The organism is Alteromonas oceanisediminis (genome assembly GCF_018474025.1).
Classification (GTDB): Bacteria; Pseudomonadota; Gammaproteobacteria; order Enterobacterales; family Alteromonadaceae; genus Alteromonas_E; species Alteromonas_E oceanisediminis.
The window spans coordinates 1-23,677 of the sequence record NZ_JAHCTA010000011.1; the positions used below are offsets into that span (position 1 = coordinate 1).

Genomic DNA, 23,677 nt, shown 5'->3' on the forward strand with positions numbered 1-23,677 from the left:
TTTCGGCCATTTACTCTCTCCAGCTAAGGGTTGATTATATCCTTAACTGGACTGGTCAATTCAATTAAACCACCTCAGTGCAGTTAAGTTTTGCCAATTGTATAAACCAGATATCATTGTGCTAGATGTTTACTTACCAGACATCAATGGTATTGAGCGCTACCGACTTCCTAAAGAAGCCACTATCTCTCTCAACTCTTCAACAATGACTTGTTAAACACTTGAATACTTCAAAACAATTAGAAACATATCGAGAGTTGATACATGTAGATCAATTGACTGGTGTGTTTAGTCGGTACTATTTTAGTATGCACTCAATACATCATAAGCGGCATTTTCATCAGCATGGACAGTAGTTGAGCCGCAGATATGCTTTGTCATCGCTGCTTCAACGGCATCTGAATTTTCAGAACGAATAATAACAAGTAAACTTGAGGGGCGTTTTCGGGTTAGCAATCAACACCCCTCTAAATAGTTCTAGTAGAGGATGATGCTTGCGTTTGCTCTAACTGTCACATTGCCAGCTGGATCGATAATAGTACCCGCATTGGCGTAAATTGTACCGCCGAGACTCTTTTTATACTCCTTTGACTGTACAACCCAATTCATAGTGTAGATTGTATTGGGTTTTATCGGTGCTGTGAACTTTACATCCATGTGAGCTCCAAGCATAGGACCAAATTTCATGAAGTGAGTAGGAAGAAGAGCGGAAAATACTGCAGTGATATGGCTGCCACTTGCAATAATCCCTCCAAGACGAATTGTTTGTTCGTTATCTGGGTCATTATGTACAGGATTTAAATCGCCAATGAACTTGGCTCCATCTACTACTTCCTTCTCACTTAAGAGTAATTGGGACTCAATGATGTAGCCTACGTCTGGCAAATATTCTTTCTGCTCCTGAACGCTTTGCATAGATTGCATTAGCCAACCTCCTTTAGAAGATGGTGCTGATTTCTCAGATTAAGATTTTCGCTAGTTTGCAATGATGGCGCGGAATAGCGGAAATCATGAGCCCATACAAATTGATGCCAATAGCTCTCTGCAATCTCAATCCATATTTTGAGTAGATTTTCATCTTTGACGAATCTCTTTTGATTTATCATTATCCAACTCATTACAGCTTGGCTGTCTCTACAATCCTCGCAATGTCCTGAAGTGCAGCAAAAGTTTACCGTTTTGCAGTCTGAGGCGTAGGCATTAAATCCTGGAAGTACAGCATTACCGTTCTTAATTCTTTCAGCATTTTGTGGATGGTCTACACTCACACTGGGGCAAACATCATATCCAAAATCTCCCCAGTGACTTTTCCCTGTTACCATAGCTTCAATGTAGTAAGGGTGGCTAGCGAGTGTCTCTGGAAACAACTCCCTGACTCGCAAAATTTCATCAAGTAATCTTTTTTCGTACTTGGTCCGGAGTGGATCGCTCGTACCATACTTACTATAAAAATTAACTGAGACTGTATTTCCATTTTCCGATATTTTTCTCACTGTCTCTTCGATATGAGCAATTCCATCTTCAGTCACTGCAAAAATGAAATGGGCTCTCGGATCATATTTATAGTTCTTAAGAGCAGTCTCAAATAGACCCGAAAAGGAGTTTCCGTTAGGTTTGATCGCTCGCAGGTCATCGTCTAGAGAGCCACCACCAAACAAAGAGATTAAAACCGAAAAATCCTTAAAGCCTTCTTTGGGCAAAGCTTTAAGACCATTGGTTGATATGCTATTAAACTCCATAATCTCAGCAAATAATTCGAGTCTTTTGGGATGGAGCGTAGGCTCGCCTCCTATAATCAGACTAGTATTGATACCTCTATTCCTCTCAGAGATAAGAAACTTTTTAATTTCATCCTTTTTGGACAAATCTTTTGTTCTTTTGTCAAAGTCATATTCAAAAAACCAACAACCTTTACACCTTATATTGCACGCTGTAGTGATTAAATACTCTGACACTCTAACTCTTGAACTAATTTGTTTAATCCGTTGATAACGAGCATAATATTCAAAGTCACCGTTAAGCCTTTTAAATATTGCATTTTTGGTAACATCTTTCATAAGCAAATCCTTCTAGCATAAGATTAGAGAAACTTTCTGTTTGCAGTATCGTCTGGTACATGAAGTCCAAGAGCTTCTAATTTTCTTCTGGCCTTTTCCGCAAATTCGTTGCGTGCAACGGAATATGACTTTTGCCTCAACCCGTATTTCACGTACAATTCTGACCTTGGGGAATCACTTCTGCCAAAGGTATCAAGTGTTACTGGCCACATTCTTATAAGAGCTTCTTGAATTTGCTTGAATCCATTTTTCGTCTTACACATGCTCCTCGTAATCCTGAATCCATGCCCAACGTGCAGTTTTTCATCCTTTAAAACATGAGGGCACATGTCAGCAATAGGCCTGTAGGAACTTTGAGCCATTTCCTCTAGGACATCAATTACAGCGTCTTCTACAAGAGTCGAAATCAATGCTCTTTCAGCCCAATTTCGACAACTTTTTACGGCTTCGGTCGCGTAGAACGCTCTATCGTTCAAGTTTTGCGATAGCATAAATGACGTATTTATACCAATATCTAATAAAATGTCCGCAGCTCTTTGATAGTGGTCAAGTTCATCCTTGGCTAATTCGCAGCACACTGCTTTCTCGTAGGGGTCATTTGTCAAAAAGTAAAACAATTTTACATAGTCATCAGCTCCAGAAAGTTCCCCTTCAGCATGGGCAGTCAATTGCCTCTTAACGAGATCTTGATATTCTTTAGGTGTTTCAAGTAGTTCTGATGGAGTTGATATATGGAATGGGCTTACATCTTTTACAGCAATAGATTCTTGTAGCATTTCACAGTCCTTTTTGGAAAAGTAGTTACCAAGAACAAATGCGAAGTTAATCTTGGTAAGGTCCTGTCTATAGGATGCCCACCTTTTTCAGAAATTCAAATTGCTACTAATGTTCATGACAGCAGAAAATGAGTTACATCAATGCCTAACAGATAACTGGACCTTTAAAGCAAACACATGTTTTACTTGAACCTACAAAATAACTCAAAAAAATCAAGGCGAGTTCCACACAACGTCATACGGCTTTCCAATTGGAAAGTCCATACCACAAAATAACCATAGAAATGATCTGCAAATTTGTAAAGACGTTGTTTAAAAAATTTGCCAGAAAGTAATAAAGTTATTAACTAAGTTCTTAACGCTGGGAATTGATATCACGAGCTACGACCATACCTAAAGTATAGTCGCGTGATTACTAAAGGAACTTGACGGTCTAACTAACCTGAACTCGGTTTAAGAAATTGAACTAATTGCCTGTTCCAAGATCCGATCTTTCGACCAAGAAAAATATGGACCAAAAAGTGTTCAGCGTTCTCCAAGTCCCAATGCCACATACCGTCCAATGACGAGTGTTCAATAAACCTGAATATGCGCGTATCGGATTGAACTAAGTCGAGCAACTCTTTCTCAAGTCTATGCAATGGTAATACCTTTTAGTTCAACGCCGACGTTTGAACTTCCTCTATTTACACCTACTGCTGTGTTAATGATAGCGTCAGTATCTCAATGAAGAAACTAATTAAATTAATACTAAATCAATAAATTCATCAAACAAGAAAGTATTAAAAAACGACCGTTTTATGAGAGTGAAAAGTATTTTCTCCGCTCGGTCTGATTTTATTGGTTCTATTTGTTTTATAAACCCATCTCATTTAATATAGTCTCATAAAGTCATTTTTCAACATGTAAATAAGATTATGGGGCTCAAAATAGGGTATGCTCGAGTAAGTACATCTGATCAAGACTTAAATCTACAGATCGATGCGTTAATGAACAACGGGTGTGCTCCTGAACATATTTTTACCGATAAAACGTCGGGAGCAAAATCAACTCGACCAGGATTAGATAAATGTCTTGATACATTGTCATCTGGAGACATTTTAATAGTATGGCGATTAGATCGTCTTGGCCGCTCAATGTCTCACTTGATCAATTTGATTGAGTCATTAGTTGAAAAAGACATTGGATTCAAATCGATCCAGGACGGTGCTATTGATACAACAACAGCTTCAGGTGAGTTGATGTTCAATATATTTAGTGCATTGTCGCAATTTGAGAGACGATTAATCCAAGAGCGGACCAATGCTGGTTTATCTGCTGCAAGAGCACGAGGACGGAATGGCGGTAGACCTAAAATCGGTATCAACAACCCTAAAGTCCAGATGGCAAAGCAGATGCACCAAAATAATTCACTTTCTATAGAGTCTATTTGTAATTCACTTTCTATATCTAAAGCAACTTTCTATCGTTATTTAGCAATGTGATTATAAGAAAGCAACTCATTGAACTATTATTCACTTTGCAGAGGCTCCACACCACTAAGCAAACCTGCCAAATCAATCGCTTTACGATTTTTGTTAAAGGCATACTCTCCGTTCAAGTTGATGTGCTGCCAAGCAACCGGTGATAGTTTAGAAATAATATCTACCACATCTTGTCTACCGTTTCTTTCTTGGATCTTCAAAAAGGCTGATAACAAGGCAGAATTATAATAGATAATACAGTTTGAAATGAGCCGCGCACAATCATTCCATTGAGACACCTGATAATCGTTACCACCACGAAATCTATTACCATTGACTGAGGTAATGGCTCGTTTTAACTGGTGATAGGCTTCCCCTCTATTTAACGCTTGCTGAACATAATGGCGTAGTGTTGAGCTATCAACGTACTCCAAAACGTAAATCGCTTTAATTAGACGATCATACTCATGCAAAGCTGACAACGTGCGACTCTTGCCGTTACTGAGCTTTCTAATGATGGTGCTTTGAGTAGTTGTCTTTTGGCTAAGAGAACAAAGGATATGTTGAATGTTTTCCCATTCTTCAGCCACTAATTTATAGTTAACGTCTTTCTTTAACTGAATTCGGCCACCTTCTTCTTCAGTAACTTCAAATAAGTCAAAAAACACTCGTTTCATTTTTGCGTATCGAGGCGCAAAGGTGTAGCCAAAGAAATCTAAAATAGCGAAATTGACGTTATTCGTGCCGTGGTTATCGGTGGATAACGTATTTGGCTGTATCTCAGAGGTATTGTTGTAAAGCAAATCAAATGCAAAATGACCTTCATATTCATTCGCGCCAATAACTTGAGTATTCACTGGCACATGATTTGACACTAACGTCAGCGCTGAGACACCTTTGCCTTTGGCAAAATACTTGGATGAATAACGGGCTTTAAAGGTGTTGATCCTACACTCGAATTTTTGACCATCGATGCTTGAAAATAACTGATTGTCATCAATATGGTAGTAAGCAAATATTGGCAGGATAGCAATGGCATTAGAGATCTGATCATTAGACTCTTTCAGCGTCTCGTATCTGATGTAACTATCATTAACACTGCGCAACTTTCCCATCGAACGGTCGGAGATATTGGCCATTTTATATAGGCCGTAATTCGTACCGTTGGCGAGTATGCAGGCAACCAGATCTTCTTTGTCTACTGATGATTTTTGTTTTGTGGTAGCGATATGTGTAAAAGCATTGAGGTAATTAGTTTTTTCGTCAACAAACAGCATAAGCTCGACAATACCCATATGCTGAATTTGATTATAGAGAGGGTTATCAACCGTTTGTTGCCAGCGGCTATTTGGGATAGACCATTTTAGTTCTGACTTACCAGGTATAACTTCGACGTATTTGTTGTCACCACTGAATATATGTGTGCCAGCCTCTTTCAATTTCACTTCAAGCTGATACTGCTTCTCATCCAAGGTTTGGTTAATTGGTGCTGATAGTTTATCAAGCCCTGTATTTTCAATAATATCGTCTTTGTTTTGCCATTCTTTTGGCTGGATTAAATCTGAACTCAGACTACGATTATTGACACTCTCTTTTACGGTAAGGCTATTGTTTTGAAATAGTTGCTCTGCTTTACGATACAGGAAGTACTCAAAACGAATAGCTATTTGCTTAGAAACTTCTCCTTGCAAATACCCTCGGTCACCTTTGGGTACCAAGTCTAGGTTGATGGTTCTAACAGCCTTGCATTCACTGAGTTCAGAGCGCAACGTTACATACTGATTATGTAAATCATCTTTTAAATGGATAAACTCAATGTCTATGGCCATGAACAAGGAGCGTAGAAGTTTACTCACCTTGCTTGACTGTTTATCAATAAATTGCCACTCATATTTACGCCCATCAAAATCATTGCTATCAAGATGTTCGCTAAGCAATTTAATGTTCTCAGCAGGTAGCAACTTAAAGGCTTTTTTGCGTACATCGCCAAAGGTCAATGCATCGTCAATATCGCTGTCAATGAAGTAATTCAGCAGACTGCCAGCCGATTTCAATTTTGTTCTGACAATGTTTATATCTTCGATAACTCCCTGTTTGGCGTGACTCTTTGCTCCTTCAGCAAGCTTTCGGACGAGATAGATAAATGCAGAAACGAGGTTGTCGTTAGTTTCGCGGTACCTGAAGAATAGATAACAAACAAGATATAACAAGGTTTGACTATCAGCATGTCTTTTTAACTTATAAACCGACTTGTGTTTTACTAAAGACGCGTAGTATTCAAGGTTTTTCGGTGACAGCTCTAATTCAGCAATCAGTGTCTTAATTTCTGGATAAAGCGCACGTATGATTTTATGCGTCTTTAGTTCTTGTGATATTTGGCTGGCTGAAAAATCCTTCGCCATGCGCTTTAACATAGCGAGATCTGTGAACGTGCTTTTGGAATCAAGCAATCTAAGAAGCGTAGCTTTTGTATCACTGCCTAGGTTTTGGTTCAGGACAGACTCAATGCGACTACGCTCACTAGAAAGTACACTCGATATGATATCTTGAAGTGTCGTATAACCAGCTAACGCAATCCTGTTTTGTCCAAAGTAAGCAATGCATTCATCAAACACATATCTTGGCTCTTGATTGATTTTAACAACGACATTGAGCCTTTTGAGTAAAGGTGCCTTGTCATTCTTGCTCTGGTAAACGGAGAAGCCTGTATAAGTCAGAAGTTTTCTAACTAACGCTGTTTTGGTTCGCGGTGGAATATCTTCATCTTGAACGCTTTTATCGCTGAAATATTTTGCTTTAACGTAGTTAAAGTCAGGTTCAACATCTGAGAATGTAAAATTGAAAATTATTGGTCTGGATCTGAAATAACCCAATAAGAGGATAAAATAGATTCTGGTCTCTGTTTGCCTCAACGTATTGACCAGTTTCTGAGTTTCCTTGTCGAGTGAAAAGTAGTCTTCTCTGTCGGAGTGACTAAAGTTGGGGAGAGCATAAAGTTCTTTGACTTCAAACGACGTGAGTATTTGAATGCGTTTTGTTTGTTCAGCAGCGATGGCATATAGTCCTGATTATTTTTTCATAATCATAACAGACTCAATGTTTTAATTCCTAATGCCGATTTCGAGGGGATGGGCGCAAAACCCCTTACAGGCGCTGACGGAGTATAATCGACTGGTCAAAGCGCAATATTTACTGGATTACATAGACAATGCCAGTTTGCGGCAGTACGTTCAGCGTGCCCTTAACCGGGGAGAAGCGTGGCACTTCCTGAGACGGGCTATTGCGTCGGTGAATGGCGATCAGTTCCGAGGCAAAAACGAGAGTGAAATCGCTATCTGGAATGAATGTGCAAGATTGCTTGCCAACGCGATCATCTACTTCAACTCCGCGATACTGAGTCATCTGCTGGGACACTTTGAAGCGAGAGGAGATGAAGAGAAAGCGGGTATCACTCGTGCTGTTTCGCCCGTTGCGTGGCAAAATATCAACTTAAGCGGAACGTATAACTTCACTAATACTGGGAAATTGCCCAATATTGGCGAAATAACAAGGCCGATAGTGGATGATTAGGCTCCAAGCTGAAAGTAAACCACCTCCGCAGCCATTTATTGGTGTGGTCTACAGAGGATTATGTCTTTTTAGAGGGGAAAATCCCTAGAACCCCATATTAGGCGCATTGTTCTGTCACTTCAGACAAAGCGAACGACACAGGCAATGCTGGTAAGAAAGTTGTCTGGTTATCCTTCGGGGCACCCGACATTACAGGCGCTGACGGAGTATAATCGACTGGTCAAAGCGCAATATTTACTGGATTACATAGACAATGCCAGTTTGCGGCAGTACGTTCAGCGTGCCCTTAACCGGGGAGAAGCGTGGCACTTCCTGAGACGGGCTATTGCGTCGGTGAATGGCGATCAGTTCCGAGGCAAAAACGAGAGTGAAATCGCTATCTGGAATGAATGTGCAAGATTGCTTGCCAACGCGATCATCTACTTCAACTCCGCGATACTGAGTCATCTGCTGGGACACTTTGAAGCGAGAGGAGATGAAGAGAAAGCGGGTATCACTCGTGCTGTTTCGCCCGTTGCGTGGCAAAATATCAACTTAAGCGGAACGTATAACTTCACTAATACTGGGAAATTGCCCAATATTGGCGAAATAACAAGGCCGATAGTGGATGATTAGGCTCCAAGCTGAAAGTAAACCACCTCCGCAGCCATTTATTGGTGTGGTCTACAGAGGATTATGTCTTTTTAGAGGGGAAAATCCCTAGAACCCCAAGATGCTTCAGAGGCATCGTTTACAGAGCTTTCAATTTCTAACGCTATGGCGCTAATTTTTTCTTCTCTTGAAAAGTTGTCATTATGCCTAAATAACGCCACATTATGCTTTCTCGCTGCCCTCAGCACGGTTTCAATTACTGCTCTGTTCACATTATTCTCCCAACACTTTACTTCATGGTACCGTGAAAATCGGCTTCCATGATTGCCCCTATTACCCACTCATGAGGCTCCCAGTTGTTTGCCTCTTCTTCCGTTTTAGGTAAATAGGCATGCTGGTCTTTTTCACCGGCAATCAGGGCGTGGATTCTACATAATTCAATAGCTTGGTCTCGTGACATGATTTATTCCTCAATATTTGGAAAGTTAAACTGGGCTAAGCTGGACCAGCGGGGGCATTTGAACGAAAACCTACGGTTTTGAATCCTGTGGCACCCTCGAAACCGTAGGTTTCCGTCAGATAGCCGCTAACCCGGCATTTGCCCTTAAAACTTGGTCATCTTTGGAACATTACTGAATATTCAATGCTGTGACAGCCTTTTTCATAGCGAACCCTGGAGTTGTTTGAATTGTCCTAGGATCATCGCCTTTTCCTGAAGAATTACCTTGTTCTCATCGGTCAGATACGTCACTTTATCCTGGATGGTTTTCACCTCGGTTTTGGTGGCCTTCAAAGCTTGGGATAACACGGCCAATTCCTTATCGACATCTGCTTTCTGAGCAGTGAGAGCTGCTATTTTTTCTGCCAATTGCTCATTTTTATGCTGGTATTCCTGGTTCTTCGTCATGGCGTCTTCAAGGTCGCGCTTCAGGTTCTGGGTCTCATCTACCTTTCCGTTCAAATCCCTGTTTAGCGTCGCATTGGTCTGTTCAAGTTTATCTGCATTGCTTTGTAACTGCGCATTGGCATCAAATAACTCGGACACTCTTGACTCAGCCTGGTCGAACCGGTGTTGCAGTTCCTGCATCTGGTCTTTCAACCCCTGGGTATCGATCCGGAACTGTTCGCGTTCTTGCTGACGGTCTTCGGCAGTGCGCTGCTGATAATGTTCAAAATGATCGCGGATGTCCTTATTTTCCTGCTTAAGTTCCGCAATACTTTCCTTTAATTCAGCGGTTCGCACAATGGCTTCGTCTCGTTGGGCCTCGGCTTTGACCACGCTGATACGCACATCTTCCAGAGACTTGTCTAACGCGCTTTTTTCTTTGTTCTGCCGTTCAATCTGGCTCTCAAGATCCTGTTGTCGGGCAGTAAGTTGCGCGATGGTGTTTTTGGAATCGGCCAATTCTTTGCGGAGTTCTTTATTTGACGCCTCAAATTCCTGACGGGTCTCCTCAATACGGTGGTCGGCCATCTGCTGTACCCGCTCGTGGAGTGATTTCACTACCTCCACCAGGTCATTCGGGAGTCCACCGATATCGGCTACCTCTCCGTTGTCTGATCGCCAACGCTTGAGCAGCGGCGCGATGGTGCTTTTGCTGCCGGTGCCCATATGTTCCCGCACTCGATCCACCGTAGGCTCCTGGCCTTGGGTTTTGATGGCTTCGGCGGCTTTGGCGACATCGTGGTAAGTGACTCCGGCGCGTGCCATAGGGAGATTTCCTCTCAAACTATTTAGTAACGTATTATGTAACACGTAATATAACATTATATTTATGCTTATCAAAGTTTCTTGAGTTTCAATTGTTAACCTTCGATAATAAATGTTATCGTTGGTTATGGTATTAAGCTGAAAATCTTCTGCTTGTAACGCCGGTACATAGCCGCCTTTCTGGTCACACCGATAGGAATCCAATTCATGAACACCAAACCACCCAAAATGGCCACCGACTTAGCATTACGTAATGAGGAATCGAACCAGATTGCTCATCGGGAATCCGAGTCACTGCGGCACTACCTCCAGGCGGCCACCTCCGATAACACCCGCAAGGCCTACCGATCCGCCATTCGCCAATTTGAGAAATGGGGTGGCCGGTTGCCGACTGACCGAGATACGGTGGTGCGCTATCTGCTCGCCAGGGCCGAATCGCTCAACGCCCGGACGTTAGATCTCCACCTCACCGCCATTAGCCAGTGGCACCATTACCAAGGCGTCACTGATCCGGTGCGCGATCCCCTGGTGCGGAAAACCATGGAAGGCATTCGTCGCACTCATGGCCAACCCAAACGCAAGGCCAAGGCCCTACGCCTGGAACACATCGCACAAATGGTGGATTACCTGCGGTGTTTGCCGGATAGCAAAAAGAAGCATAGGGATATCGCCCTGGTGTTGACCGGCTTTTTCGGCGCTTTTCGTCGCAGCGAACTGGTGGCCATTCAAATCAGTGATCTGAATTGGGAGCCGGAAGGCCTGATCATCCGGTTGCCGCGCTCCAAAACGGATCAACAGGCGGCAGGGCTGGCCCGCGCCTTACCTTTCGGTACGCCAGGTTGTTGTCCGGCTACAGCAATCAAGGCCTGGATGGATAGCGCTGAGATTGATAGCGGCCCGCTCTTTAGGCCGGCTAACCGCTGGGATCAGGTGACGCCCAGGCCTCTGAACCCAGGGGCAATTAATGACTTGCTCAAAACCCTGGGCAAGGCCTGTCAGTTCGACTTCGTGCCCGAGTTGAGCAGTCACAGTTTTCGCCGCGGCCTTTCCACTTCGGCGGCTCGAGAACGGGTAGACTTCGAGCTGATCAAGAAACAAGGCGGCTGGAAAAGCGATGCAACGGTCTGGGAGTACATCGAAGAAGGCCAGCAACTTTCGAATAATGCCTCGCTGATATTGATGGAAAAGTTGGTCACGCTGATCGACCCCGTATAACCCGACAAATCACGAATCCCACTCTCAATTCATCTTTGCGTCTCCAGCGCTGCCCGTATCGCTTTCGCCAGATCCTCGGGCTGGCCCTTGCCCCAATAATGCAGGAAATAGTAGGAAGGCGTTTCACCGGTCATATGGTTGTGCAGCGCCACGATGTGGATGCCCGCCTGACGCAGCGCCCGCATCACCGGCTGGATCTCGTCCGCGGTCATGGCAAAATCCCCATCGACGACCGCCTGCTTCTCATTCCCGGAGAAGGCGGCCCAGGTGGACAGGCCCATGGATGCGCCAAATTCCACACCGTGCATTCTGGCGCTGCGCCCGAACGTGAATTTCAGCACCTGCCCGTTAAGGCTGCCCTCGGCATCCAGAATCTTTTCCAACGTCTTGGTGTTGTATTTGCCGGTGATATCGGGCACATCACCCGGAAATCGTTCTTGCGGTACGGGATGCTTTTTACGCACTTGTTTAATGGCATCCCACATGGCCTTAACGCCTTCGGCGAGTGACTCGGCGTTTCGTCCATGGCCGCCGATGTGCATAAAGTAAACCGGCGGACGGTCGAACACGAAATGGTTGTGCAGCGCGGTGATGTCCAGGCCGTGGGCAAAGGCGGCGTCCATGGCCGGGGTGATTTCATCCTCAAACACCACCGTATCCCCCATCACCATAACACCACCCTCCGGCAAGGCCTTGAACGCGGCCCAACTCCCGAGGCCCGCCGGCGGCGGGAACTTCATACCGTCAACGGTGACGGGCACGTCGTCGCGCTTCCAGCCGATACGCACCACGCCATCAGGTTTGGCCGTTGCCTGGGTGCCAGCCGCCTGGCCAATGGCCTTATCATCGAGGCGGCCGGAATCGTCGGCCATTGTTATGGATGCTTGAATGAATAAAGCGCACATTAGAATGAATGCTCGAAGCGGAGACATTGTCATGGCTATTCCTCTTTTTTTGTTGCTGTGAAACATTTTTGGCTGTATTGGGGGGTTACGCCGCCGGGGCGCCTGCAAATAACAGATGGTACACAATACCCAGCAGTGCGCTGACTAAAATCATCGGCAACATGCCCACCTTAAAGCGCAACATAGCGATAAAGGCGCCCGCGGCCAGCGCGACGCTGACAATGTGGATGCTGCCCCAGGCGGGTATCAGCAGTAGCATACCATAGGCCCGTACAGTTTCAACCTCGTTAAAGGCGACGTGCACCGCGAACCAGATGGCGAGATTCAGCATCACGCCCACCACGGCCGCCGTGACCGCCGACAGCGCCGCGCTCACCGCCTGGTTGCCGCGCAGTGTTTCCACATACGGCGCGCCCAGGAAGATCCACAAAAAGCAGGGAACGAAGGTGACCCAGGTGGCTAAAACCGATGCCAAGATGCCTGCTGTGAAGGGGTCGAGCGTTCCCGGAGCCCGGAAGGCCCCCATAAAGCCCACGAATTGCACCACTTGGATCAGCGGGCCGGGTGTAGTTTCCGCCATACCCAGACCATCCAGCATTTCCCCCGGTGCCAGCCATCCATAGTTTTGTACCGCCTCCTGGGCCATGTAGGCCAGCACCGAATAGGCGCCACCGAAGGTGACAACCGCCAGTTTGCTGAAGAAAAGCCCAATCTGGGTGAACACATCCTCATAGCCCAAGGTCACAAGCAGGGCGACAAGTGGCGCAAACCACAGCGGCAGCCAGACGGCGAGCACCTTGAGTGCCCGCCCCCGTGACGCCCGGGTATGGCTTGCCGCGCCGCCCTCCATCATGGCATCAATCGCACGCCCGGCGTCCTCGGGGGTATCGTGCCCCTTGATGACCACAAAGCGTTCCGGATCGACATGCCGACCCAGCAGACCGATCAATCCGGCGGTAACGATTACGATCGGGAAAGGCACGGCAAAGAAGAAGATCGCCACGAAAGCGGCGACCGCCAATGCGTACATGTAGGCGTTCTTGAGGACGCGCTTGCCGATGCGGATCACCGCCTGGATCACGATCGCCAGCACGGCCGCCTTGATACCGAAAAACAGGGCCTGCACCAGTGACGCTTCCTGATATCCAGCGTAGAGCAGACTGAGCACCAGAATGCTGAGAAAGCCCGGCAGCACGAACAGGGCGCCCGCAACCAGTCCACCCTTGATGCCATGCAGCAGCCAGCCGATATAGGTGGCCAGTTGCTGGGCTTCAGGTCCGGGCAGCACCATGCAGTAATTCAGCGCGTGCAGGAAGCGGCTCTCACTGACCCATTGCTTTTCATCCACCAGAATACGGTGCATCACCGCGATCTGGCCGGCGGGACCGCCAAAGCTCAGGATGGCGACCCGCAACCAGACACGCACGGCCTCCCCGAAGGTGATGTAATGGCCGAAAGCATTGAGGTTACCAGCGGTCGCATCCCTGGTGATTTGATTGGACCCGCTGCTTGGCGGTGCAGATGAAGTTGACGGTTCGTGCATGGTTATTGTTCCTTAACGTAAGTGACCAACAGGCTGTCGAAAACCTGATTGGCAGCTTGTAATAATTGATCATCATCGCTATGGGTTTCGCGCAGCCCTATCAATACACACTCGACCCCGGCGGCCTCCGGCGGCTGATGTCCCCCCACATCGAGGTAGTGCACGAGTTTTCCAAGCCGGAGTAGCGCGGGTGAATCCAGGTCGAAGCTCGCCAGCAGCGTTTCGAAAGTGACTTTTTCTTCCACGTGAGTAAAGGTCGCCCCATCGAAATCGAACCCCAGCGCCTCATCCGGGCAGTCGTCCGGCGAGGCCAGCCATAAAAAGCGTGCGGATGGATCGATGAAGCGGCCAATCAGCCAGGCACTGGCCAAACGGTCCACCCACGGCCGACGCCGCGTCGCCCAGAGCCTGCCTTGATAATCGGCTCGATCAAGACGGCGGATTGTGCGAGGTTCGGGCTGCGGCTCATCGGGAGACAAGACCCGGTTGGCATCGCTTTCCAGCTGTTTCAGAGCCGTATCGATTCGATCCCGCGCGGCACCGGGGAAAAAATCGATGGCTGACAGTCGCGTGAAGCTTTTGCGCAGTTTGCGTGTTTCCTTCATGACCTCCATGGCGGTTTCCGGCAAGAGCTTTGCCCGCAGGTCCGCCATCGCCGAGTCCAGCGACTCATAGTCTTCCGAGCGATCGAATAGCGCGGGGAACGCTTCGGTTTCAGGATCATTAGCGTGCAGTACATGGGCGGTCCCGCCATTATCACGGACATCCTGGGCAATTGCCTCTAGCTTTTCGGCATGATCAGAGATGGCTGGCAGTAGATAGACGCCATCACGCAGCGAAACGGCCCCCAGGGCTTTGATGGCGCGCCATGCCCGCATGCGCACGGTGGCGTTTTCAGTGGGGAGTGAAAGTATCAGCAGTATCCAGGACATGCGTAGATCTTAGCACATATATGTTATAATCTCTACACATTTTTAAACCGAATAACCCTTGGGCAAGAGCGATTGCCTTTAAAGGCGGTGATGCACCTTTAAATACCGCATCCATCAATAAAAACAGCGCTATAGCGTAGTTGGCGTGACCGGAGCCAAGTGAGGTCCTATGACAGCCAAAGAGCAGTTCTTAACCAATCAGCAGCGGTACCAACCGTTAATATTGCCGCAACGATTCTCCGATGAGGAAATGGTTCGCGATTGGACGCTAAGCCGTCGTGATTGCGAGGTCGTCAACAAGTATCGCAAGCAATATCGCCTGGGATTTGCCATCCAACTGTGTGCCATGCGCCTCTATGGCCGGTTTCTAAACCAGCTTCATGATCTTTCGCCACGAGTGATCAGCTATCTGAGTAGTCAACTCGATCTTCCTCCTACGCTAACGGTGGAAGTGCCCGAAAGAGAAGCCACGGTGTTGGAACACCGGAACAATATCCTCAAGTACCTGGGCTTTCATCGGTTTGACGACAAAGTGGAAGCAGATCTGGACCGCTGGATTGAAGAACATGCCCAACAGGGACTGCTTCCGGATGAACTTTTTCACCGGGCAGAACGCCACCTTCTGTTGAAACGTATTGTTTTACCTGGCCCCACGACGATCGAAAGACAGATCATCCGCATATGTAACCAGGTACACGCTCAGCTTTTTGAGCAAGTGTTTGATCAGATGTCGCCGGAATTACGCGATGCCATTGACGATTTGTTGCAAGCCACCGACGGCAATCAACGAACCTACTTCAACCAACTCAAAGAGTACCCGCCGGGTGCGAAAATATCATCACTGAAACGCTATTTGGAACGCTATGACAATCTGGTGTCCACCGGCATTAATGAGTTCGAAGAAAAGGTCATTGATACCGCTTTTCTTAACTACCTGTACCGACTGACCAAGCGTTACAGCGCTAAGGACATGAAGCGCTTCAAGGACCATAAGCGCTATGCATTGATGGTTTGCTTCCTGTTGGAATCCCGCAAGATCCTGTTGGATCATCTGGTCAAAATGCATGATCAGTACATGACAGAGCTATGCCGGCAAACCAAAAACAGCCACGACAAAAAACACAAGGAGTTTCGCAAGCGCCAAAAGAAAGCCATCGATGCTGTGCTTGAAACCACGCATGTTTTGCTGGAATGGCCGGATGAACAGCCATTGTACAAGAAGGACTTGTGGCAACGCATTGACGAGAAACATCTGCTGGCATCCATTGACGACCTGCACATTTTTAAACGCCTGGAGGAACGCGGCTACTGCGATTTGTTGCTGGCCCGTTATCCCAGTTTGCGAAAATATTTTGCCGACTTTATCCGGTTACCATTTGAAGTGGCTAAAGGTTCCGGGCCGCTGATAAAAGCTATTGAGTTCGTCCGGAAATTGGATGATGGCGACCTGAAAAAGCTACCCGAGAACACACCGACAGCATTCATTCCCCGCGAACTACGCCGCAGCCTTAAAGATCAAGCCGATAACATCAATCGCAACGTTTGGGAAATGGGATTGGCTCTCGCTATGAAAGACGCCTTGCGTTCCGGCGATTTGTACTTGCCGCAGAGTAAGCAGCATGTTTCGTTCTGGGATCTCACCTTAAATGAACCCAGTTGGGATGAAACCAGACAGGCTGTCTATACCGAACTTCAACAGCCTCCACCGCACGAAGTTCGAGCCGCCATTTCAACGCAGTTCCACGAATCAGTCTCTGAAGCGAAAAAGCTGTTCGGCCTGGACAACTTCGCGGAAATTCAAAACGGCCGATTGAAACTCAAACGTGATGACAAGCTCGAGGTCCCGGATAAAGTCAACCAACTGCAAAAAGTGATCGATGCACATATGCCCAGCATACGTATCGAACAGCTTCTGATGGAAGTAGATCAAATGACACATTACAGCCGTCATTTTGTCCCTATCCAGCACCATCAATCGCGCCCCAAAGCCTTTTACAAAAGCCTGATGGCCGCCATTATTTCGCAGGCCACCAACCTGGGTGTCGTATCCATGAGCAATAGCGTTAAAGGTGTGACCGTCGATATGCTCCGGCATATCCTGCAATACTATATTCGAGAGGAAACCCTGATCAACGCCAGTGCTGAAATTGTGTATCAACACCATGAGCTGCCGTTGAGTGCGGTGCACGGAACCGGTACATTGTCCTCATCGGATGCGCAACGCTTTAAAATCCGCGCCGACAGCCTGTTGGCTTCTTACTATCCCCGCTACTACGGTTATTATGAAAAAGCCATCGGGATCTACACCCACGTTTCCGATCAATATTCAGTGTTCAGCACCAAGATTATTTCCTGTAGCCCGCGTGAAGCGCTGTATGTTTTGGACGGCCTGCTGGAGAACAACACGATTCTGAAAATCCGGGAGCACACCACCGATACACATGGCTATACCGAAATCGTCTTCGCACTCTGTCATTTGCTCGGATTCTACTTTATGCCACGCATTCGGGATCTCAAAGATCAGCAGCTTTACCGTATTGACAAAACCGTCGATTACGGCGACCTCAACCATTTACTCACCAAAACAGCCGATCTGGCCATCATTGAGGAACAGTGGGAATATATGATGCGAGTGGCGATTTCACTGAAGCAGAAAACTGCGCCAGCACACGTCATCGTCCAACGATTAACCAATAGTTCACCTTCGGATCGCCTCACCAAAGCCTTTACGAACTTGGGGCGGATTATCAAGACCGAATACATTCTGCGGTACCTGACTGACAAAGAACTCCGTCAAACCGTCCAACGGCAACTGAATAAAGGGGAATACCGACATAAACTGCCGCGCTGGATATTCTTTGCGGATCAGGGTGAATTCACCACAGGCGACTATGAAGAAATCATGAACAAGGCCAGTAGTCTCAGCTTTGTGTCCAATGCCATTCTGTACTGGAACACCATCAAGATAAGCGACATTGTGGAGCAGCTTCGGCAGCAAGGGGAGGAAATCGACGACGAGACCTTATCTCATATCTCGTTGTTGCCCTATAAGCATGTGTTACCCAACGGTACATACTTTATTGAAGATGAGGAGAAGGGATGATTCGCCGGAAACCTACGGTTTCGACGTGGTCACTGGGTTCAAAACCGTAGGTTCTCGTTCAAATGCCCCCGCGGGTCCTGGATGCGATTTGTTTGGCGCTTTATCACAAAACGCCAAGGCAGGATTCTATTACGCAGTCCACCAATGAGGTCATGACGCGAGGAACGGGAGAATGCCTCGCTGAAGTCGAGTTCGAAGTTAAGGATAAGCAATACCGCGCTTATTGGCACCAAAAACGAGCCCGTAAACAACCCGACGGTAACTTACAACCAGCTCAGTGTGAATTGGTTGAGATTTCCTCTGGTACGGTTCTCGAAACCCACTTAAATCGAAAAATAGCTAAGGTAGCATCAATTACCGGTTTAGACTTTGATCGTTTCACCCGTTCAATGCTGTTATCTCAGGGAAACTTTGCTGCCTTTTTGAATGCCAATGATAATGATAGGGCCGGATTGTTAGAGGAGCTCACCGGCACAGAAGTCTACAGCCAAGTATCTAAGCTCGTGTTTGAAAAAGCCAATGATGAAAAAGCGGCTCTTGAAATCCTAAAAGGACAATCCTCTGCCTTTCAATTGTTGAGTGAGGAAGAAAAGCAACATTACACTGATGAGAAAAAAGAACATCAAACGGCCTTAGAAGCCACTGAAAATCAGATATTGGCAAAACAAGCCCATCTTGATTGGTGCAAGAAATTATCTGAAAACCAAGCGCAATTAGAACAAGCCAAGACGGATAGTGAAGCTGTTGAAAAAGATATTGCTGCGTTTTCGCAAGAGCTGGATATGCTCTCTGCTGCAGAGCCGGCTGAAAGATTAAGAACTCCCTGGATAGTATATCAACAGGCCAAACAAGCAGAGCAAGACTTAAACAATCAGCTGAAGGTAAAAAGAGCGGAGTTACCCAACTTAGAAGCCAATGTGCAAAAAGCTAAGGCCGACGAGTTGAATGAGATGGATGAGCTAAGAAGAGTCCAAGAACGACTTCACTCACAGGAGGCACTGATTACTGATCAGGTGATTCCTCTTGACCACCAAATTGCCTCGGTGCATCGGCAGCAGTCTGAAAAAGACGCCGAGCGTCAAAGCAAAGAAAACGAACTCAAAGACAAACAAACTTTATTAGCTGCCAAGAATAAAGCCCTTGCGGAAATTGTTGGTCAGTTAGCGGAATTAAAAAGCTATATTGAGCAGCACCCCAATGATGCCACTCTATCTGATGTGCTCTCAGGTTGGCAAGAGCGTTTCAGTCAATGGAAAAGAGACAGGATTACGTTACAGCAGCAAAAAGAAGCACATCTCAGCATTGCAAAAAAGATAGATGAGTTAACCGCAAAATCTCAACAATTAAGCAGTGACGAGGTTGATGCTGCTGAAAAGGTGATCGAAGCAAAAGCGATCTTTGACACAAAAACGGAAGCGCTGAAGTTCCTTTTATCTCAAGGGGACGAAAACGTACTTCAGCAGCGACAAGAATCATTAAATCGGAGGTGGCAGTATTTTCATGCACTTGAAAACTCTGCTCAGCAGTATCTGGCATTAAAAAGCTCCGTTGATTCGGCGGGAACGTCACTCATAGAGAATGAAGGTCAATTACTTAAAGCCAAAGAGCAGCGAGACGAGTGTGCGAGCAAATATACAGCGTATAAAAGAGACTTTGAGTACTACAAACAGATTTCAACGCGAGAAGAAGAAATAGCGAAATACCGAAAAGATCTGTCGACGGATGAACCCTGCCCACTGTGCGGTTCTTTAGATCATCCCATCCTATCAAATGGTGAACTGAACCTCTCTGAAACGATTCAACGTTTGAATGAAGCGCAAAGTAGGCTGGTCGAATGGGAAGAAAAAGGGCAAGAGAAACGCAATGAAATCAACTCATTGGAGCACTTGACCCATACTCAGAAAAAAGCATTAGATGCCAACAACGCTTCGTTGCAAGATAAATACAATGAGTTTGTAAGACAGGCGAAACGACTTGAGTTTTCAGGTGCTATTGAAGACATAAGCGCGATTGAAACACTAAGTAAAGCATTACAAACAGAGGGCGAGAGAAATACGAATGCGTTGCGTGCTATTCGAAACGCGACAGACCAAAGAAATATAGCCAAAGAGACCTTAGATAAGGAGTTACAAGCACAAACACTGTTATCGAATGATACTTCCTTGAACAATCAAGCGCTATCGAATGAGCAATCTCAGCTTTCTGATAAGGAAGCGTATATTCAGATGCTCGAAGCTCAATTAGATCAATTAAAAGAAGAATTGCTCATTCATATCCGTGAGAGTGGTTTTGAAGTTGAATGGGAGAAGGTGGAGTCGTGGCTATGTCAAAAGCACTCTGACGCAGTAACCTTTAAACAAAAAGAAACTCGTTATCGAGAACTACACTCTCAATGGACCGTAAAGTCATCTCAGATCGAGTCTTTAACCACTGAAGTAACCCATCTTCAAGACAAGGTCAGTGCACTCAAAGTAGCGGTGAGTGATTTATCACGTGAGCACAGCGACTTAGTAACCAGGCGTCAGGAGCTGTTTGGAGACAAAGAAGTTGCAATTGTGCGTCGGAAAGCAAACGAGTTGCTATTTGAGGCTCACTCAAAGCGAGAGCAAACTCAAGAGACTCATCATAAAGCAACCTATGCATTCAATAACTGCCAAACTGAAATAGAAACGTTATCTAATCAACTCGCCGCACTTCAAGAGACCTTAGCAAAAGCACGAGATGAGTTTGAAGAGAAGTTAGCAAAGAGCTCTTTCTCAACGTCTGATGAATTCCATCAATCGTTGCTTGATGAGGTTAAATATGGGGAGCTGAAAGCAGTGAAACAGTCTCTCGATGAGCGTTTGGCCAAAGCGAAAGCTCTATTGGATAAAGCGAACAAAGAGAAACAGGCGTTACTATTGAACGAGAATGCCAATATTTGGAATCAGGCCCCTATAGAGCAGGTTGAGAGCGACATAGCCACGTTACAAGAAGCCAAAAAATCTCTCGTAGGAGATATGCGTGTTATTGAAGAAAGACTCCGAAACGATCAAAAACAGCGTGAACGTTATGGTTCACTTCTTAAAGAAGTCGAGCTACAGCAACAAGAATACGATGATGCACAAACCTTATCGGGTTTGATTGGCTCTGCTGACGGTAAGAAGTTTCGTAAGTTTGCACAAGGCTTAACACTGGATAATTTAGTTCACTTAGCAAACATACGACTTGATAAACTACATGGAAGATACCTGTTGCAAAGACAAGATATACAAGGGCTCGGCCTAAATGTGATTGATACATGGCAAGGTGATGTTAAAAGAGATACGACGACGCTTTCTGGCGGAGAAAGCTTCTTAGTTAGTCTTGCTCTAGCGCTCGCGCTATCTGATATTGTTAGCCATAAAACAAATATTGAATCCCTTTTTCTAGATGAAGGTTTTGGCACGCTGGACCAAAGGTCCCTAGATGAAGCATTAGATACCTTAGATAGTCTTAACGCCAGTGGTAAAATGGTTGGAGTCATCAGTCACATTGAATCGATGAAAGAGCGTATCCCTATTCAAATCCACGTTCAGAAGCGCAGCGGTATGGGATATAGCTCTTTAGATAAAGATTATGCTATGACTTCAAAAAGTATTCCGTCAAATGTCTAAATTAGGATTAGAAATCGCAGTAAAAGACCAAAACCTAGTGAGCTATACAAAATTTTCATCCAGTCTGTGTCTTTTGAGCCGAATCAAAGTTAGTAAATATATTATTCATTCAAGGACCTTATTTTCATCCACACTCTCTGTACCATTTAGCTTTGGAATTTTGCAGCATTGAGCAAATATTATAATTATGGGTAAGTATGATTAGCCTCCAGCCAGCAAAGGGCGAGTCACTGCTGAGTCTTATATTTCGAATTTACAAAGTGCATGGGATAACTGATTACTCTGGCATCATCAACCTCAGGGGAAGGTGGTATTCAGATCCCCTCATTGATCGTGAAGCCCATCTGATTTTCAAGAATATCGATAAAAGCTTATTGTTCAGGGTGTTCAGAGGGATGGATAAAGTGCACGGTGGAATTAACCTTTTTCATAGTCCTTTTACAGCCGTGTATAACTTTGAAAATTTTTTACGGTTTCCATCCCAGCGAATTGGTAATTCCAGAGGTAACTTCAAAGTTAGATTTTGCCAACATTGTATTTTAGAAGCTATATCAGAAATAGGATTTGGTTACTTAAAAACAAGCTGGTTGTACGTTGACCGTTGTGATGAGCATTTGTCTTCTTTAGGAACTTTAATATCGACGAGTCGTCCGAATGCAGCGCGTGAGCTGAATAATATTTTAAATGGGGCTTTGGAGCTATCAAGTTCTGAAACTTCAATTGTCGACGGTTTTTCAAGAAATACACTGCAAAGAAGTAGTGACTTCGACAAAGAACATTTTATTATGCCTTGCTTACACCAAAGGCTATTGAAGATTATCAATCAAAATGACTATTTAATGAAACTGCTTAAAAAGTATAAGGGTGGGCCTATATATCCAGTACCAAGGTTAGATAACGATAGTTATTGGAAATTAATACAAGTCAAGTCTCCACTAATTCAGAAATTTATAGAATCGGAATACAAAACGATAACAGTTCAATGTCAAATAGGTAATCACACCTCAATTTATGACACGGTGCTGAAGAGCAAGAAATTTGACTGTGTGCGGTGTACTATTTCGGATTGTCATAATTGTAATCTTATATTCACTTTCAGGTTGGAACCAATCCTCGCAAACCAGTGCACTGCCGGAAAAATATCGATATACCGCGAATTAACGAAAAATACAAAGTACTATCTTAGGGAAAAAACTTTCTTAAAAAAACTGAGACGCATGACTAAGGAAGAGAAACAAAATATTCTACGTGACAGGGAGAAAGAATCACTCAAGGTAGATTATATGCTGGGAAAAAAATATCATATTGACGAAACGTACTATGTTCACGGCTGCGATCGATCTTTTCAAGCAGTTTTAGTGCAATAATTGTGAGATTATAGGTTCTTATGCTTCTATCGCCTCAAATGATGAGGAATCACTTTAATGTTTCACATTAATGTGCAGTAGCTTGTATCTGAGCTGACACTATAAAGTTTGCGTTGCTCTAGACGTTATTCACTGATGATATGAATGAGCACTTTGCCTTCATTACTGACATCAATTCTTCAGTTGGAACAAACGACTGGAAGACAGTTATCACCATAGTCGTTTGTTAGGTGCCACTTGGTGAATCAAACTCCTCGTTCTTTGATATATTAAACTCATTGATTTTCTCTGCTGTTGAGATTAGAACATCAAGTTCGGCTCTGGCAGTAAAATAAAGCGTTACACTCTCATAATCATTTTAAACAAGATAGTCGAACGCTTACGACTGTAGCAGATTTGGTATACCTGGCAGCCAAACGTTTTTTATTAGCGAATTATACGGGCAATTAATAGAATCATTATGTCTTAGATAATTCCACTCTCTCCAACTTCACCCAGTAACCTCGAAAATAGTCACCGTCTAAGCGCGAGAATGTGCCAACGCAAGGCGCTGTAAATGGCGTATTGGCGGTGTAAATGTCCTTATTGACGAGCAGTTCTCTAAGGCATGAGCTATGGGTTTGCGGTAAACAACGGACGTCGAAACTCCCCATACCACTCTGATAACCAATGAAGAACTCATCTTCCTCTGGACTTCCCATATTTCGCTAGACAATATTAGCAAGAACCTGTGTGGTAAGGTCAACTAAAGCGCGAACATAATTTAGTCCCTGCATCAATGTTGTAAGAATGGTCAGGTCCTCCAAAAG

15 protein-coding genes and 2 pseudogenes are annotated in these 23,677 nt (G+C 45.3%); 7 read left to right on the forward strand and 10 right to left on the reverse strand.

The features are described from left to right. Positions 1 to 477: 477 nt before the first annotated feature. Genes KIU71_RS15995 through KIU71_RS16005 form a run of 3 tightly spaced genes read right to left on the reverse strand, consistent with a single transcriptional unit; the run spans position 478 to position 2,833 of the window. A complete protein-coding gene (locus KIU71_RS15995; protein ID WP_015068648.1) occupies positions 478 to 924 on the reverse strand; it encodes a MaoC family dehydratase in 447 nt (148 codons plus the stop codon). Further along, positions 924 to 2,057: a radical SAM protein gene (locus KIU71_RS16000; protein WP_015068649.1), complete on the reverse strand. Its 1,134-nt coding sequence runs from the start codon at positions 2,055 to 2,057 to the stop codon at positions 924 to 926. Before KIU71_RS16000 ends, KIU71_RS15995 begins: the two co-directional genes overlap by 1 nt. 23 nt (positions 2,058 to 2,080) lie before the next feature. Next, a complete protein-coding gene (locus KIU71_RS16005) occupies positions 2,081 to 2,833 on the reverse strand; it encodes a Phenylacetic acid catabolic protein (RefSeq protein WP_214132314.1) in 753 nt (250 codons plus the stop codon). 917 nt (positions 2,834 to 3,750) lie between these two features. Between KIU71_RS16005 and KIU71_RS16010 the strand changes: the two genes are divergently transcribed. After that, positions 3,751 to 4,317: a recombinase family protein gene (locus tag KIU71_RS16010; RefSeq protein ID WP_015068652.1), complete on the forward strand. Its 567-nt coding sequence runs from the start codon at positions 3,751 to 3,753 to the stop codon at positions 4,315 to 4,317. Between the two features lie 26 nt (positions 4,318 to 4,343). Here the strand turns inward: KIU71_RS16010 and KIU71_RS16015 are convergent, their stop codons facing one another. Continuing rightward, on the reverse strand, positions 4,344 to 7,349 hold the full coding sequence (locus tag KIU71_RS16015) for a Tn3 family transposase (RefSeq protein WP_088941599.1): 3,006 nt from the start codon (positions 7,347 to 7,349) through the stop codon (positions 4,344 to 4,346). Positions 7,350 to 7,440: 91 nt separating this feature from the next. On the opposite strand from KIU71_RS16015, the pseudogene KIU71_RS16020 reads away from it, so the two are divergent. After that, a pseudogene (locus KIU71_RS16020) lies at positions 7,441 to 7,866 on the forward strand (Tn3 family transposase); the annotation flags it as partial. Between the two features lie 96 nt (positions 7,867 to 7,962). Then, a pseudogene (locus tag KIU71_RS16025) lies at positions 7,963 to 8,481 on the forward strand (Tn3 family transposase); the annotation flags it as partial. 68 nt (positions 8,482 to 8,549) lie between these two features. On the opposite strand, the gene KIU71_RS16030 reads toward KIU71_RS16025, so the two are convergent. The 3 genes from KIU71_RS16030 to KIU71_RS16040 form a co-directional block, all read right to left on the reverse strand. Then, positions 8,550 to 8,729, reverse strand: coding sequence for a hypothetical protein (locus tag KIU71_RS16030; RefSeq protein WP_156087440.1), 180 nt, complete (start codon positions 8,727 to 8,729; stop codon positions 8,550 to 8,552). Between the two features lie 17 nt (positions 8,730 to 8,746). Next, positions 8,747 to 8,917, reverse strand: a complete 171-nt coding sequence (locus KIU71_RS16035; protein WP_156087441.1) for a hypothetical protein — start codon at positions 8,915 to 8,917, stop codon at positions 8,747 to 8,749. Positions 8,918 to 9,118: 201 nt separating this feature from the next. Next, positions 9,119 to 10,168, reverse strand: a complete 1,050-nt coding sequence (locus KIU71_RS16040) for a DNA-binding protein (RefSeq protein ID WP_020744755.1) — start codon at positions 10,166 to 10,168, stop codon at positions 9,119 to 9,121. A 207-nt stretch (positions 10,169 to 10,375) separates the two neighbouring features. Between KIU71_RS16040 and KIU71_RS16045 the strand changes: the two genes are divergently transcribed. Beyond that, entirely contained in the window at positions 10,376 to 11,383 is a 1,008-nt protein-coding gene (locus tag KIU71_RS16045; protein ID WP_020744756.1) for a tyrosine-type recombinase/integrase, read from the forward strand. Between the two features lie 29 nt (positions 11,384 to 11,412). On the opposite strand, the gene KIU71_RS16050 is transcribed toward KIU71_RS16045, so the two are convergent. The 3 genes from KIU71_RS16050 to KIU71_RS16060 form a co-directional block, all read right to left on the reverse strand. Further along, positions 11,413 to 12,255 (reverse strand): DUF1259 domain-containing protein, encoded by an 843-nt coding sequence (locus KIU71_RS16050; protein ID WP_197044467.1) that lies wholly within the window; start codon positions 12,253 to 12,255, stop codon positions 11,413 to 11,415. 118 nt (positions 12,256 to 12,373) lie between these two features. Further along, a complete protein-coding gene (chrA, locus tag KIU71_RS16055) occupies positions 12,374 to 13,831 on the reverse strand; it encodes a chromate efflux transporter (protein WP_020744758.1) in 1,458 nt (485 codons plus the stop codon). Positions 13,832 to 13,833: 2 nt separating this feature from the next. Continuing rightward, the gene (locus KIU71_RS16060; protein ID WP_020744759.1) at positions 13,834 to 14,763 is read right to left on the reverse strand and encodes a chromate resistance protein ChrB domain-containing protein; all 930 of its coding nucleotides are present in this window, start codon (positions 14,761 to 14,763) and stop codon (positions 13,834 to 13,836) included. Between the two features lie 169 nt (positions 14,764 to 14,932). Here KIU71_RS16060 and KIU71_RS16065 point away from each other — a divergent pair, with 169 nt between their 5' ends. From KIU71_RS16065 to KIU71_RS16075, 3 genes are all read left to right on the forward strand, one after another. Next, positions 14,933 to 17,866, forward strand: a complete 2,934-nt coding sequence (locus KIU71_RS16065; protein ID WP_020744760.1) for a Tn3 family transposase — start codon at positions 14,933 to 14,935, stop codon at positions 17,864 to 17,866. Between the two features lie 152 nt (positions 17,867 to 18,018). Beyond that, on the forward strand, positions 18,019 to 21,501 hold the full coding sequence (locus tag KIU71_RS16070; RefSeq protein ID WP_214132315.1) for an SbcC/MukB-like Walker B domain-containing protein: 3,483 nt from the start codon (positions 18,019 to 18,021) through the stop codon (positions 21,499 to 21,501). 197 nt (positions 21,502 to 21,698) lie between these two features. Next, the gene (locus tag KIU71_RS16075; protein ID WP_214132316.1) at positions 21,699 to 22,868 is read left to right on the forward strand and encodes a hypothetical protein; all 1,170 of its coding nucleotides are present in this window, start codon (positions 21,699 to 21,701) and stop codon (positions 22,866 to 22,868) included. Positions 22,869 to 23,677: the final 809 nt, after the last annotated feature.